The following is a 14,600-nucleotide window of genomic DNA, read 5'->3' as shown; positions in this document are numbered from 1 at the left end:
CACGCTCTTTTTTATGACGGACGCTAGCGGTTACATGGCAAAAGCCAACGCATTGCGGCTTGAAGAATAAGGGTATATTAGAAGTTCAGACCCACGCCGATATAGGCTGAATCCGCCAGTCTATTATCCGGCCCATTTTCGCGCGCCATGTTGATGTAGCGATAACCGACATCGACATTCAGCGGGGCAAATACCTGCCAGCGAACCCCTGCTTTCCCTTCAACATAGTGATCGACATGGCTTGAGAAGGAATCCGGTGAATAATAGCCTTCACCGTACAGTGAGAACTGACGGCTCAGCGGCCACAGCACACCACCGCCCAGAGCAACACCGTAACCATCATTGCCGTGATCCTGGTTCAGATACAGCGCCTTGCCACCCAGAGTCAGCTTGAGTGGGCCGACAGGAATCGTGTATCCCAGACCAAAACCGTATACATCATTATTGTTGTCACCGTGAGCATAGCTCACATTCCCCGCAAGCCCTGGAATGCCCAGACCGAAGCCCGCATTAGCGCCGACATAATCACGACCCGCTTCCCCGGAAAGGCTAATGGCGTGTACAGAAGCACTGGCAAGTAACAGACTTCCCACACAGGCAATCACAAACTTTTTCATTTTCACTGTCCTTAAAACCGTCGTTAAACGCGCGAGTAAAGATGTTATCTTTGCCGATTCTACCCGAAACCCGCCATCACTCCAGTATGAAATCATTCTGAAATCATAATTCTTCTGTTAAGAATTATGAAACGTGGTGGGTGACAACCCAGTTTTTGATCTGCTGGCGAGAAAGTTTAATCCCGCCATTTTTCAGCTCGGCTGGCAGCGCATAATACGCGACCGGACGCTGAAATCCGGCAAGCTGCGGCTGTAGCCAATCGCGTACGGCATCGAGCGTCGTGGTTTGTGCCACCTCTAATACCGCTACGGGGCGGTGACCAAACTCCGCATCGTTAACAGGCACAATGCACGCCTGCTGCACATCGGGGTGCGACAGCAACACGGCTTCGATATTCTCTGGCTGGATCCCTTCGCCGCCGCTAAAGAATTGATTATCCAGACGTCCCAGAATACGCCATTCCCCTTCGGCAAACTGCCCGCGATCCCGCGAATGAAACCAGCCGTCATCATCAACCAGTGGGATCAGTTTTCCGTCACGCCAATAGCCGGAGGCCAGCGTGCTACCGCGCAGCAGAATTTCATCATCGACCAGCCGGATCTCCCGCCCGAGTAACGGCAGACCGACGCCTGACTGCCCATCAGCACGTTTCGCACAGACCGTGGATGCCAGTTCTGTCAGTCCATAGCCACACCAGCAGCTCACCCCGCGTGCTTCTGCCTGTTGCGTCAACGCCTGTGGGATCATCGCCCCACCAAGCAATACGGCTTTCAATGTCGTGGGGAATGTCTCTTCCGCTAGCAGCCGCCACAGTTGCGTCGGCACCAGAGAGGCATGGGTACAATCGCGCAGCGCAATCTCCAGAGGCTGATGCGCACGGACAGCGATCGTGGCTCCCGTCGCCAGCCAGCGCCAGACGATGCCTTGCCCGGAAACGTGAAAGAGCGGGAGTGACAATAGCCACGCGTCACGGGAAGAAAACGCCATCATCGCAACCACGCCTTTTGCGCTGGAGAGATGGGCGGTAAACGTATGCACCACCGCCTTAGGTATTCCGCTGGAGCCGGATGTCAGCGTCAGCGTTGCCAGCCGGTCGGCTTGCCAGCCCACGCTATCGGTATGGCGGCACTCTTCAGTATCATCGGGTAATAAAGCGTCAGGTGGAAGAGACAGTGCGCACACAGCATCCGGCAGCGGCTTACCATTAAGACACAGACCGTAGGCCACGTTCAGCACCGGCAACAGCGCCTCGGTTAACGTATCAGGCAGTTGTGGATTCAGCGGTAATACGCGCGCCCCGCACTGTAGCAACGCCAGATAGCTACACAGCATTGGTACGCTATTTTTCCCGCGAAGTACGACCGTGCTTTCGGCGGTAACCCCCTGCTGTGTAAAATGCTCAGCCAGATGATCTACGCGCCGCGCCAGCATCTGCCAACACCAGCGAGTGTCGTCTTCAATCAGCGCCACGGACCGAGGCATCTGGCTCGCCCAGTGTCGCCACGGCCAGTCGCTCAGGATCGCCATACCACATCCAGTTGTTCCGCCGCCAGCAGCGGCAACGTACTATCCGGCCAGCGCTGAATCACCTGCGCCTGCATCAGATCCAGCGTGTCCAGCCCAGGGATCGTGTCCGGTGTCAGCCAATGCGCCAGACGCGCTAGCTGCGTTAAGCCAAGACTGGATTCAATGCTGGAACTGATCACCGCAGTTAATCCAGCCTGATGCGCGTCCTGCACCAATTGCTGACAGCGTGTGAGGCTACCGACCAGCGTCGGTTTGATCACAATCGCGCTGACGCCCGGCTCGGCTTCCACCCGAAAATCGGCGTCGCGTACGCTCTCGTCCCAGGCGATGTTAATGCCCGTTTCTCGCGCAAACGCGCGGGATTCATCACGGGTTTTGCAAGGCTCTTCGAGAAAGGCAATGCGCGAGCGCAATGACGGATCGACATAACGAGCAAAGCCGTCTGCTTTGGCACGCGTCCAGCTACGGTTGGCATCCAGACGGAGTTTCAGATCCGGCAAAGCTTCGAGCAGCACGTTGACGATCATACCGTCGCGCACCGCCTCATACAGGCCGACTTTGATCTTTGCCACCTTCTCGCCCGGCATCGCCTGTAGCATGGCAAACAGCTCATCGGGATCGCCATTACACAGCGGCGCTTTGCGATAATCCGCCGCCTGCGGCAGACGTTGATCAAGCTCGGCCTGCGCACAGCTCAAACCAAAGGCGACGGACGGCGGAAGATCGTCAGAGAATACCCGCCCCGCCGCCCACAAGGGTAGCTGTTCGAGAGCGGCGGATTGTGCCTCAGCCAGCGTTTCCACGCTAAATTCCGGCAACGGTGCAATCTCCCCCCACCCCAACCGCTCATCCTCTTGCAGGCAAACAATCAAGCCATCGCGGGTTTTGAGACGCTGATTGCGCAGCACCACGCCAGCTTCCATCGGCACGCAGTAACGATAGAGAGTGACCTGACGCATTACGGGTTCCGCTTGAACTTGCTGAAGTCAGGCTGACGTTTTTCATTGAACGCGTTGCGGCCTTCCTGCCCTTCGTCTGTCATGTAGAACAACATGGTGGCGTTGCCCGCCAGTTCCTGCAAACCAGCCTGACCGTCGCAATCCGCGTTCAGCGCCGCTTTCAGGCAACGCAGCGCCATCGGGCTGTTTTGCAACATTTCACGACACCAGCGCACCGTCTCTTTTTCCAGATCGGCTAACGGAACCACGGTATTGACCAGTCCCATATCCAGCGCTTGCGCCGCATCATACTGGCGACACAGGAACCAGATCTCACGCGCTTTCTTCTGACCCACGATGCGTGCCATGTAAGAAGCGCCCCAGCCGCCGTCAAAGGAACCGACACGCGGGCCAGTTTGACCAAAGATGGCGTTTTCTGCCGCAATGGTCAGGTCGCACATCATGTGCAGAACGTGTCCACCGCCGATGGAATATCCCGCCACCATCGCGACAACCGGCTTCGGACAGGTACGGATCTGGCGCTGGAAATCCAGCACGTTCAGGTGATGCACGCCGCTGTCATCCTGATAACCGCCGTAGTCACCGCGTACTTTCTGATCGCCGCCGGAACAGAATGCCTTCTCGCCAGCGCCAGTCAGAATAATCGTGCCAATACCGTCGTCGTGACGGGCATTGTCGAGCGCCTGAATCATCTCTTTTACCGTTTGTGGACGAAACGCATTACGTACCTGAGGACGGTTAATGGTGATTTTGGCAATACCATCGCTAGACTTGTGGTAGAGAATATCGGCGAAATCGCCGCTGCAATCGTGCCATTCAATCGGGGCGTAAAGCAGTTCTTCACTCGGATAAAGCATAGTTATCAATCCTTAACGGGATGAAAAAGAAAAGAACGAACCCGCTCGGCATAGGCCGTTGGGTTCGCCTGATGAGCATTATGGCCTGCCTGCGCCACGCTCAGTAATGGCAGGCCATGTTGCGCCGCCAGCGTTTGAAATTTCACGTCGCTAGCACCGCATAAGTAAGCAAAGGGAAGCGACAGGTGCCGGAGAGCGTCTACCAGAAAGGGCTGACGCCCCAGTGAGGTGGCCTCCAGCATCGCCGCAACAGAAGCACCGTGATTATGGCGACGACGCGCAATCAACGATTCACGCTGCGCAAAATCAACATCGGCAAAGACCGCCTGCTGATACCAGTCCTGCAACACCGCGGGCAATGGTTCCTGACGAAAGCGCTGCGCCCAGCGAGCATCATGGTGGATACGCGCAGTACGCTGCTCGGGCGTCGCCAGACCGGGGTGCCCCCCTTCCACCAGCAGCCCCTGCATGCCGTCATGCTGGCCGTTACAGGCGTGATACATCGCGATACGCCCACCGAGCGAATAGCCCAGCAACCAGTAACGCTCGATGCCCTGCCCCCGCAGCGTCGCACTTAGCTGACGGCTCACATCGGCAAAATCGGCGGTGGCTAGGGTTTGCGACGCACCGTGTCCGGGTAAATCCACCAGCAACACGGGCCAGTCGTGCCAGAACGGCAGGAGGGGCTGCCAGTCCTCGCCACTTCCCAATAAACCATGCAGGCACACCAGCCACGGCTGCGTCGGAGCAACCTCACCCTGTATCACCTTCCGGCAACCTAGCCCCTGAAAATCTAGTGCGCCCATGTCGCCACCTGCGCGACCAGTTCATTCAGCGTTTCTGCGCCGTCCCTCGGTTCAACCACTACTTCAAGCAGCGTGACACCGCCCTGTATCCAGCAATCCGTCACCGTATCCGCCAGTTGATCCCAGTTTTCGGCACGCACGTAATTCAGGCCAAACATCGCGGCAGCATGCCCAAACTCCACATTTTGCGGCATGCAATAAAACGTCTCCCGCTGTGCAACCGGGGTCGGCAGCAGGGAAAATATCTGGCCGCCATTATTGTTCACGACAATCAACACCAGCGGCGCGGGAGACTGACGCAGCAGCGCCAGCGCATTCAAATCGTATAACGCGGAGAGATCGCCGACGATGCCCAGCGTCGCTTTCGCCGTAGCACGCTGTACCCCCGCCAGCGTGGAGATCAGGCCATCAATGCCGCTGGCACCACGATTGCCATACACCGGATATCCCTGCGGGAGTTGTGCCAACGCATCGATTAGACGTACCACGAGACTGTTGCCGACAAACAGTTGCCCGTCCGGCGGTAGCAGTTGCGGTAGGCGCTGCGCCAACTGTGCTTCACCAAAGCGGGGAGCCAGATAGGTATCGATCTGCCGTTGCGTTCTGTCGGCAATATCCAGCAACAAATCCGCCCATGGCGCCTGCTTCTGTGCCGGATGCGCCGACAGCCATTCGCCCACGTCAGCCACCAGACGACGCCCGCGATGATGAGCCGGGTCTAACCGTCCCGGCAGATCGTCAATTAACCAGAACTCTTGCGGCTGACACTGTTCCTGCCATTGCAGCAGACGTTTACCGGTCAGGCTACCGCCGAACTGCAACACAATATCCGCCTGCCGTAAACACGCCGCCGCTTCAGGGTGCGCCAGCCAAATATCCGCACAGGGTAACGGCTGCCCGCTTTGCGACAGCACATCACCAATCAGCGGCCAGCCCAGTTCATTCGCCCATGCAGCAAGACGCGCGCCTTGTTCGGGACTCACTCGCCCAGCGAGGACGACACCTCGTTTCTGCCGCCACTGCGGCCAATCCGGCTGCACCGTCAGCGCACTCTGACGCATTTCGCGCAGCCAAGGCTCGCGGCTGTTCCACCACTCGCCGAGCGTCATCAGCCAATCCTGATAGGCCGTGCCATCATCGACACCGTACAGCGGTTCAGCAAAGGGACAGTTAATGTGCAACGCACCGTGCGTCAGGCGCGCCATGGCGCTATCCACAGAAGAAACCAGCCAACTAGCCGGAATATCGGGCGTGGGGCGCGGCAAATCCAGCGCCAGCGTAGGGTGGGAGGCATACAGCGCATGCTGACGAATCGCCTGATTCGCGCCGCAGTCGATCAGCTCCGGCGGGCGATCGGCCGTCAGCACCACCAGCCGTTCGCCAGTTAGCCCGGCTTCAATAATGGCCGGATAAAGGTTCGCAGCGGCCGTGCCGGACGTCACAATAATCGCAACCGGTTCACGCGCGGCTTTTGCCAGCCCCAGCGCCAGATGCCCTAGCCCCCGTTCGTCGAAATGCGTATGGCAAATCAGCGCACGATTATCCGCCGCAGAGAGCGTCAGGGGTGTGGAACGAGAGCCAGGCGCGATGCAGATGTGCCGGACACCATGGCGGGTCAGCGATTCCAGCAGCAATGTAGCCCAGCGGCGATTAAATACACTTGTTGACATGATGTACTCAACAACTCAGGTTGCAGGTTATTCCCGCCATCTTCCTGTGTACTGGCTGTATGCTCACAGAAAATGATGGATATAGGCAAAATACGAATGATGAAACGGTTGACGGCCAGGTTGCCCTTCAGCGGCTATATCCATTCAACGAACATCGCGATTGGCCTTATTATATTTTTTTTTATCACGCTGACTTTGATATAAACCAGTACCTGGCACAACAACCGTAAAACAAAACTATGACATATCCCCCTCTAACAGGGATCTCAACCCAGCCGCTTTGTTTTCTAATTCCTGCCATTCTTGTTCTGGATCAGAATTTGCCACAATTCCGGCACCAGCGTAGAGCGTTAAAACATGATCCCGAACTTCGGCTGAACGTAGCGCTACGCTGAATTCAGATTGCTGACGCGAAAGATAGCCCGCAGAACCCGCATACCAGCCACGTTCAAACGGTTCATGAGCAGCAATAAAACGACGAGCTTCTTGTCGCGGTAGCCCCGCGACCGCCGCCGTAGGCTGTAATGCGTTCAGGCATGCATGATCAGACGCGGTTCGCAGCGTGGCATGAATGGTACGGCGCAGATGCTGTACCTTACGCAGGCGTACAATCTCTGGCGGCATCACATCCAGCGACAGCACAACCTGCTGGAGTCGCTGACAAATATCATCCACCACCAACATGTTCTCGCACTGGTTTTTGCTGTCCTTCATCAGCCAGTCAGCCAGTTCAGCGGCCTTGTACGCATCGCGATCGCTCGCCACCGTTCCCGCCAGCGCTTCCGTTTCCAGCTCGCTACCCCGACGGCGATAAAGTCGCTCGGGACTGGAGCCGAGAAAGGCATGGCGTGCATCGTGCGCCAGCATGAAATGGAAACAGTGATGATTCGCCGCACGACTGGCGGCCATAAAGGTTGTTGCCTGTAGCGGTTGTGTCAGCTCGAGTGTGGTTGCTCGTGCCAGCACGACCTTTTCCATGAGCCCTGTGTTGATGTCATGCAGCGCCCGCTGGAGTAAATCAATCCATCCCTGACGCTCCGGCTGATGCCCAGCAGATTGCACTTCCGCATGCAAAAGCGGCTGCGGCGCTGGCGGCAGAAGCAGGTTAAGAAACACCGAGGCTTCAATGGCATCCTGTTGCAATGAGGTGTCGCTAAACAGGTTAATGCTCAGGCTGAGCGTATCATCCTGACGTCGCAGTTCGGCACGAGGCAAAAACAGGTAGCCGGGTGAAAAGGTGCCGCTTTCTTTTATCTGGTTAAACGCGTTTAACCCCCAGATACGCACATCGGGGCCACACTGCTGCTGAACGAGGAATGCCTCCGCATCCTGAAGATGATGAAACCCACACACCTTGCCGCAAACGGCAGCTTCTTCACGATCCTGACGGTGCTGCCAATAAAACTGGGGATACACCGGCTGAGTCGCCAGCCACGGCAAAAGCTCAGACGCCTCGCTGAGGGTTAATGAACGCGTTATTTGTTTGAAACCTGCGCGTTCAGGCTGTGGCTCGCGCAAATCCTGCTGCAAATGCCGCAGCAAGTCGGAAAGTTGTTTCACCGTCACCCCGGAGACCTAACACAAAGTAGGGGATTATACGGGAAAAAACACGTCGTGGGTGAGAGGTTACGCAAGACCAACGGGCTACCCTCGGCAGAGTATATCCCATCGCATGTTTTACCCCATGAGAGTGACTCGCATGACCATAATGGTAGACCCCCTTGCCTTGATCCAAAACCGCAGCCAGGATTCTTTCCATTCAGCCCGCTAATTATGGTAAAAATAGGCCCTTGTTACATCGACCGGATAGCCATATTCAGGATGAGTACCACGCTGAATTTCACCCCGTTATGCCTCAATCAGGAGCGTTAATTGATGCCAGCCATGATCCTGCGTTATTTTTCCCTCCTCACGGTGTTATCGCTCCTGATTACCGGGACGTTTAGCTATAGCTATCTCACCGATCTGCTGGCGGAAAAAAAACGTTCACTGACAACTATTGCTCAGGGTCTACAGAAACGCGTCGATACCTACCGCTTTTTCACCTATCAAATTTACGGCAGTCTGAACAGTGAACCCTCCGCTGGCGACGCCAACATTAGCGCGATTAATTTACTGCCCAATGTTTTCTATGTTGAAAAAAATGGTCAAAAAACAGACGCCCTGATTTTCGGGCAACACGATAAAGAAACGCTGACGTCAGTTCGCCGTATTTCGCGCTATCTCGATATTCTCTGGGGAGCGGAGAACAGTGTCTATTCCATGTATTATCTGAATGGCATCGACAATAGCCTGACGATGATTTCTACCCAGACGCTGAAAGATATCTCCTCACAGTTTCGGGGCAATTATATTACGGTCATCGCCGAAGCTCGTCGGACGGAAATGCTGCAACAGGCAAATGTATTAGACGAGCGAGAAAGTTTTTCCCCACTGCGTAAATTGCGTTTCTATAACGACTACTACTTTACGCTGCGCACGACATTCAATCAGCCCGGTCATCTGGCAACAATTTTGGCATTCGATCTGCCGATTAATGATTTAATCCCTGACACCATTTCGCGTGAACATCTGATGCTGAAACCGGATACGCCAGCGGCCAGCAATATCGATAGCAACACGGGTGAAGGCATCGCCGACATACAGCTTCATGGTGCTAATATAGAAATTTCCGTCACGCTCGTGAATGCCCCAATAAAAATTGTTTTTCAGGTGCCGGTAAAAAACCTGATTATTGATTCATTGCGTAATAACGTTTGGCTTCTACTGCTCAATCTGGTTCTGCTGAGTTTATCCATCGCGGGTTTTTATCTTTTCCGCCGGAAATATGCACATCCAGGAGAGGATTTATCTCATCAGTTAGAAAGAAAGCTGGATATTTATCGTGAAACCACGAGCAAAATCCCGCTGGGCGTGCTGGTTTATGATTTTAGCAGCAACAAAGTTGTCATACAAAATGAGCGCGCTGAGCAGTTGCTTCCACACCTGAGCCTGCAAAAAATTACCAATATGGCAGACGAACATCAGGGCGTCATTCAGGTCACCATAAATAATGAGATGTATGAAATCCGCCAAATCCGCAGTCAATATTCGCCAGACTATTGCCTCTTTCTGCTGCGCGAACAGGATAAAGAAATTCTGGTGCAGCGGAAGTTACTGCTCGCCCAGCGTGAGTACGAAAAGAATATTCATGCCAGAAAGCGTTTATTCCAAAACCTACTCAGCGAATTCAAACAGCCGCTGATTTCACTCCAACAGCATATTCATGCGTTACGCCGCAGCGATACCGCAACTGTAGACATTCCTACACTGGAACAACTGACAGCAGAGACTCGCTGCGCGATTGAACTGCTGGAAAATATCGCGTTGCATGAAAAGTTGGAAGCGCAGGAATGGAACGTGGTCAACGACAGTTTTTCACCGCTGACGCTTATCGATCATGTGCTGCTTGAGCTACTGCCACGGTTGAATCAAAAAGGGCTGACGCTGTTCCATCATTACCATTTGGATATTAATCAAACTTACGTGGGCGATGCCGAGTTGTTGAAAAAGACGCTGGCGCTGCTATTGAGCTATTCGGTAACCAATACGGATTACGGCAAAATTACGGTATCGATTAATAGGAAAAATAATGAGTCCGACACGTTGGTTATTCAGGTCAGCGATACGGGAACGAACGTTTCAGGCAAAGAACAGGAAAACATTCGACATCCTTTCCTGCATCCTGCTGCCACCGATCGTTTCGGACAAAATTCAGGATTGACCTTATTTTTGTGTAATCAACTCTGTAATAAACTGGGCGGCGCGTTAACCATCAACAGTAAGTCCGAGTTAGGTACACACTATATTCTGACGCTAAAACTGGAGCCGGAAGCGCTTCCCGTTGAGGAAGAAAAACTGCTGGATGGTATTACCATTCTGCTGGATGTGACATCCGATGAAGTACAGCATATTGTCGGTCATATGCTGACGGGCTGGGGCGCAAATTATCTGGTTAGCGATGAGCGCCAGATTAACCAGGAAGCGGATATCTGCATTACTGACGACCCGGACAAAAAAGCGGATTATACGCTGCTGTTAAGCCATGACGATGACACCGTAATACCGTTGGGCCCGCGCCGTTTGCGGGCGAATTATAATATCAGCCACCTCCTGCTGGAGGCATTGCTTAAGCTGATTGAACTGCAACTGGAGACACCACCCGATGCGATGCAGGCGGGGGAACCGAATGATGTGGAGTTTTACGCCGCACAATTGGCGTCAAGCGACTATTATTCGCTGTTCGTGGAGACAGTACCGGATGATTTAAAGAGGCTGTATACTGAGGCGGAAGCGGGCGATTTCCCTTCACTTTCGCAGACGGCACACCGGCTGAAAGGCGTGTTTGCGATGTTGAATCTACACCCTGGCAAGCAGTTGTGTGAACAGCTTGAACAGCATATTACCGCGCACGATAGTGTACAGATCGAGGATAACCTTCATGAAATTGAGGAATTTGTCAGCGCATTACTATCCCCAGTCGAACCTAAAGGGCAGCAAGGTAGCCAACAAGATGAGTAACCAAAACGATGAGTAACCTAAACGTAATTATTGCCGACGACCATCCCATTGTCCTTTTTGGCATCAAAAAATCACTTGAGCAGATTGAATGGGTCAATGTAGTTGGCGAATTTGAAGACTCAACCGCGCTGATCAACAACCTCCCGAAGCTGGACGCTAACGTTTTAATCACCGATTTATCCATGCCTGGCGATAAATATGGCGATGGTATTACCCTCATTAAATACATTAAGCGCCATTTTCCCCATCTTTCCGTTATCGTTCTCACCATGAACAATAATCCGGCGATTCTGAGCGCCGTGCTGGATTTGGATATCGAAGGTATCGTTCTGAAACAGGGCGCACCGACCGATTTACCCAAAGCGCTGGCAGCCCTGCAAAAAGGGAAGAAATTCACGCCAGACAGCGTATCCAAAGTGCTGGAGAAAATCAGCGCCAGCGGCTATGGCGACAAGCGCCTGTCCCCGAAAGAAAGTGAAGTACTGCGTTTATTTGCAGAAGGTTTTTTGGTCACCGAAATCGCCAAAAAACTGAATCGCAGCATCAAGACGATCAGTAGCCAGAAGAAGTCGGCGATGACCAAGCTGGGCGTGGAGAACGATATCGCCCTGCTAAATTACCTGTCTTCCGTTAATGGCAGCGCGCCGCAGGTAGACTAAGCCTTTCCCTCCTGCATCGGCCACCGCTGATGCAGGTTATTCCACTGACGTTCTCGCCTGACGCACGACATGAGTGTAATACGACAGCGCATGCTGCAACGTCTCCAACGTCACGGGTTTTGACAAACAGTGATCCATCCCCGCCTCAAGACAACGATCTCGTTCTTCCGCCAACGCATTCGCCGTCACGCCGATAACCGGGAAACGTAATCCCTGCTCGCGCATACGGCGTGTGAACAGATAACCATCCATATTCGGCATATTGACGTCCGTCAACACAATATCAATATGATTTTTACTCAAGACGCCCAGCGCGTCTATCCCATCATTCGCTGTCATGGCTTGATAACCCAAAGAACCAAGCTGATCGGCCAAAAGCCGACGGTTGATCGGGTGATCGTCCACCACCAGAATCATAATATCGCCATTTTCAGCCCGCTCATAATGAGCCAGCGGCGGTAAAATCTCCGCGCGAGCCCGGTCTTCACTTTCCGCACGATAGATTCTCTCCAGCAAATCAGGCAAATGTTGCGGAGTGGAAGTACCTTGTACCCAGTTCCCTTCGCTCACTTCCTGTGCCGCGCCATTATGCGCGCCGCTCATCATGATATGCGCTCGGGCGGCAATATTGTCTGTCGATGTGTAATCACTAATCATTACATCATCAGGCGACACCATTTGATTTTGGTAACGTACCGCCTGTACACCCTGCCCCTGCAACAAAGTCTGTAGGTATGCTTCCAGCCGGACATTACGCACTCTCAACCAGCACATTTTTCCTTGTAGACTGGCGTTGATCGCCGCAGGGGCATAGCGTGCTTTATACAGCGGGATTCTGATGCCAAACAGGCTGCCAAGCCCGGGTTCTGATTCAATCGTAATGTCTCCGTCCATCAGGTTGACCAGCTTTTCACAAATGGCCAGCCCTAACCCTGTGCCCTGAAAATGACGCTGTACACCACTTCCCGCCTGAAAGAACGGATCGAATAGCTTCACCGCTTCACGCGGTTGAATACCCACGCCAGTGTCACGCACCACAAATTCGAGATAGCCATCACGACAGCCGGCTTCAAAAATGATGCAGCCAGTATCCGTGAATTTTATCGCGTTACTCAACAGGTTAGATAACACCTGCTGCAAACGAACGGGATCGCCGAACAGGCTGGCAGGCACATTAGGATCAATAAAGCAGTACAGCGTCAGCCGCTTTTTCACCACCAACGGGAGATAGTTGCTGGTGATATGGCTAATTACTTCGTGCGGCGCGAATTCACAAGGTTCTATTTTCAACTGCTCTGACTCAATTTTGGAAAAATCGAGGATATCGCTGATAATTTTCAGCAGCAGTGAAGAGGAGTTGTTCATTGCCGCCACCAGACGATTGGCGTCCTGCGGCAGCGATTTGGTTTGCAGTAGATCGAGATTACCGATAATCCCGTAAAGCGGCGTACGCAATTCATGGCTGACGGTAGCAAGGAACATCGATTTCGATTGGCTGGCTTGCTCCGCGGCATTCGCCATTTCCTGTAATGACTCTTCCATTCTGACACGCGCACTAACGTCCAACAGCACGCAAATCGCCACATTTTCATTACGATAGCGTGAATGGACAAAACTGATTTGCAAGTGATGGTTGCGGCTGGTCATGACATCGACAAACTTGGACTGCTGCTCACAAATAATACGGGTAATACGCAGCCTATCTTCGTGGGTAAGCAGGTTGAGATAATTATGCGCCAGCTCGTTACTGAGGATATTCGTACCGTCATGAATACGCAGGATGCAAATCCCCACGGGCGCCGACGCCACAATTTTGCGGTTGAATTGCTCGTTTTCCTCCAACTGGAACGCATTCACTTCCGCAGGCAACAGCATTTTCCGCTCAAACACCAGCGCCAACACAAACAGCAAAATAGCCGATAGCACATTCAGCACGAGCATATTGATCATCAAAGCGCTGATGTGGGAAAGCAGCACCTTCAATGGCAGTGAATACACAATGCTGAATGACGTCGGCGGCAGTGATTTCTTCAGAATGAGTTCATCATAACCATTCACATAGCCAAAATAGTTATGTTCAGAGGGATAGCTGTCTACCGAAGACAGATAGCGCCCCTTATTGTCGGAAAACTGTAAAACAATCTGATTATATTGATCCAACAGCCGGGCATTGATGGGAAATTTACCCACGGCAACGAAGTCATCCAGACGAATCGTCTGTTCAATCCCCATGATGACTTCCAGCTTGTTATCCACATAAATTGGCGTCAGTGCATACAAATAGCCGACGTCGGGGATAGAGGCGGGGGTAATCCAGTAGATCGTTTCGTCACGTCCGGTTTGGGTGCGATTCCTCTTCTGATCCTGAAAACGATCCTGCACGTTTTTAAGCAAGTTATCACGATCAAGCGACTGGTTGCGAATGCCAAAATCAACCATACAACGCCGATCGCCGCCAACAAAAAAGACCCGATTAAGATCGTAGACCGCAGAGAAATTATCCTGCCAATCGTTGAAAAAGTGACTCAGTGAGATCAGCGCCGCATTCCCGCCATATTGCGTGGAACAGGTTGCGCCAGACGCCAGCGCATACACGGAAACACCGGGGCCACTTTCCGTTGGCGGCTCTGCTTTTTCTCTCGCCAGCACCAGACGATTTGTCGCCAGATATTGAAGTTCGCGCACAATATCCGATGCATGTCGGATGTAGCCCTGCGACTGATCAAAACTGAGATTATATTCCTGCCGCAGCCCTGACTCTTTTTCATTCAAGACTTTAGTGACATAGAAAACGGATATCAGCGCCCCCAACACCCACAGCATGATCGCCAGAACCCGAAATAAATAGCGGGATACCTTTAAAGTTGTGTGGAATGAGGCGAGATATTTCAAGTGGATACCGTTGCATAGTGGGAGAACCCGTTTGCGGATACACTACCGAGAG

General features: G+C 53.2%; 10 protein-coding genes. 2 read left to right on the top strand and 8 right to left on the bottom strand.

Annotated elements, in window-relative coordinates:
* Nucleotides 1–77 precede the first annotated feature (77 nt).
* From OI69_RS16845 to menF, 7 genes are all read right to left on the bottom strand, one after another.
* Nucleotides 78–617: a YfaZ family outer membrane protein gene (locus tag OI69_RS16845; RefSeq protein ID WP_039353068.1), complete on the bottom strand. Its 540-nt coding sequence runs from the start codon at nt 615–617 to the stop codon at nt 78–80.
* A 124-nt stretch (nt 618–741) separates the two neighbouring features.
* Complete coding sequence (menE, locus tag OI69_RS16840; protein ID WP_039353066.1) at nt 742–2,145, bottom strand: o-succinylbenzoate--CoA ligase; 1,404 nt, start codon at nt 2,143–2,145, stop codon at nt 742–744.
* Nucleotides 2,133–3,104 carry an o-succinylbenzoate synthase gene (gene menC / locus OI69_RS16835; protein ID WP_039353062.1) on the bottom strand — a complete coding sequence of 324 codons (972 nt, stop codon included), beginning with the start codon at nt 3,102–3,104 and terminating at the stop codon, nt 2,133–2,135. The genes menE and menC overlap by 13 nt, the downstream gene beginning before the upstream one ends.
* A complete protein-coding gene (gene menB, locus OI69_RS16830) occupies nt 3,104–3,961 on the bottom strand; it encodes a 1,4-dihydroxy-2-naphthoyl-CoA synthase (RefSeq protein WP_039353059.1) in 858 nt (285 codons plus the stop codon). Before menB ends, menC begins: the two co-directional genes overlap by 1 nt.
* 5 nt (nt 3,962–3,966) lie before the next feature.
* A complete protein-coding gene (gene menH / locus OI69_RS16825) occupies nt 3,967–4,767 on the bottom strand; it encodes a 2-succinyl-6-hydroxy-2,4-cyclohexadiene-1-carboxylate synthase (RefSeq protein WP_039353056.1) in 801 nt (266 codons plus the stop codon).
* On the bottom strand, nt 4,755–6,437 hold the full coding sequence (gene menD / locus OI69_RS16820; protein ID WP_039353053.1) for a 2-succinyl-5-enolpyruvyl-6-hydroxy-3-cyclohexene-1-carboxylic-acid synthase: 1,683 nt from the start codon (nt 6,435–6,437) through the stop codon (nt 4,755–4,757). The genes menH and menD overlap by 13 nt, the downstream gene beginning before the upstream one ends.
* Before the next feature lie 237 nt (nt 6,438–6,674).
* On the bottom strand, nt 6,675–8,003 hold the full coding sequence (gene menF / locus OI69_RS16815) for an isochorismate synthase MenF (RefSeq protein ID WP_072034317.1): 1,329 nt from the start codon (nt 8,001–8,003) through the stop codon (nt 6,675–6,677).
* 309 nt (nt 8,004–8,312) lie between these two features.
* Here menF and rcsD point away from each other — a divergent pair, with 309 nt between their 5' ends.
* Nucleotides 8,313–10,997 (top strand): phosphotransferase RcsD, encoded by a 2,685-nt coding sequence (rcsD, locus tag OI69_RS16810; RefSeq protein WP_039353045.1) that lies wholly within the window; start codon nt 8,313–8,315, stop codon nt 10,995–10,997.
* An 8-nt stretch (nt 10,998–11,005) separates the two neighbouring features.
* Nucleotides 11,006–11,656 (top strand): response regulator transcription factor RcsB, encoded by a 651-nt coding sequence (rcsB, locus tag OI69_RS16805; RefSeq protein WP_039353043.1) that lies wholly within the window; start codon nt 11,006–11,008, stop codon nt 11,654–11,656.
* 36 nt (nt 11,657–11,692) lie between these two features.
* Here rcsB and rcsC read toward each other — a convergent pair whose 3' ends face one another.
* Nucleotides 11,693–14,548: a two-component system sensor histidine kinase RcsC gene (gene rcsC / locus OI69_RS16800; RefSeq protein WP_072034316.1), complete on the bottom strand. Its 2,856-nt coding sequence runs from the start codon at nt 14,546–14,548 to the stop codon at nt 11,693–11,695.
* Nucleotides 14,549–14,600 lie beyond the last annotated feature (52 nt).

This window comes from Pectobacterium fontis (assembly GCF_000803215.1).
GTDB lineage: Bacteria > Pseudomonadota > Gammaproteobacteria > Enterobacterales > Enterobacteriaceae > Pectobacterium > Pectobacterium fontis.
The sequence above is the reverse complement of the archived record's forward strand: the minus strand, read 5'-3'. Positions and strand labels throughout refer to the sequence as shown.

Excerpts from the sequence above, each read along its gene's own strand:
- OI69_RS16845 (WP_039353068.1), bottom strand. The coding sequence starts at position 617 with ATGAAAAAGTTTGTGATTGCCTGTGTGGGAAGTCTGTTACTTGCCAGT.
- menE (WP_039353066.1), bottom strand. The coding sequence starts at position 2,145 with ATGGCGATCCTGAGCGACTGGCCGTGGCGACACTGGGCGAGCCAGATG.
- menC (WP_039353062.1), bottom strand. The coding sequence starts at position 3,104 with ATGCGTCAGGTCACTCTCTATCGTTACTGCGTGCCGATGGAAGCTGGC.
- menB (WP_039353059.1), bottom strand. The coding sequence starts at position 3,961 with ATGCTTTATCCGAGTGAAGAACTGCTTTACGCCCCGATTGAATGGCAC.
- menH (WP_039353056.1), bottom strand. The coding sequence starts at position 4,767 with ATGGGCGCACTAGATTTTCAGGGGCTAGGTTGCCGGAAGGTGATACAG.
- menD (WP_039353053.1), bottom strand. The coding sequence starts at position 6,437 with ATGTCAACAAGTGTATTTAATCGCCGCTGGGCTACATTGCTGCTGGAA.
- rcsD (WP_039353045.1), top strand. The coding sequence starts at position 8,313 with ATGCCAGCCATGATCCTGCGTTATTTTTCCCTCCTCACGGTGTTATCG.
- rcsB (WP_039353043.1), top strand. The coding sequence starts at position 11,006 with ATGAGTAACCTAAACGTAATTATTGCCGACGACCATCCCATTGTCCTT.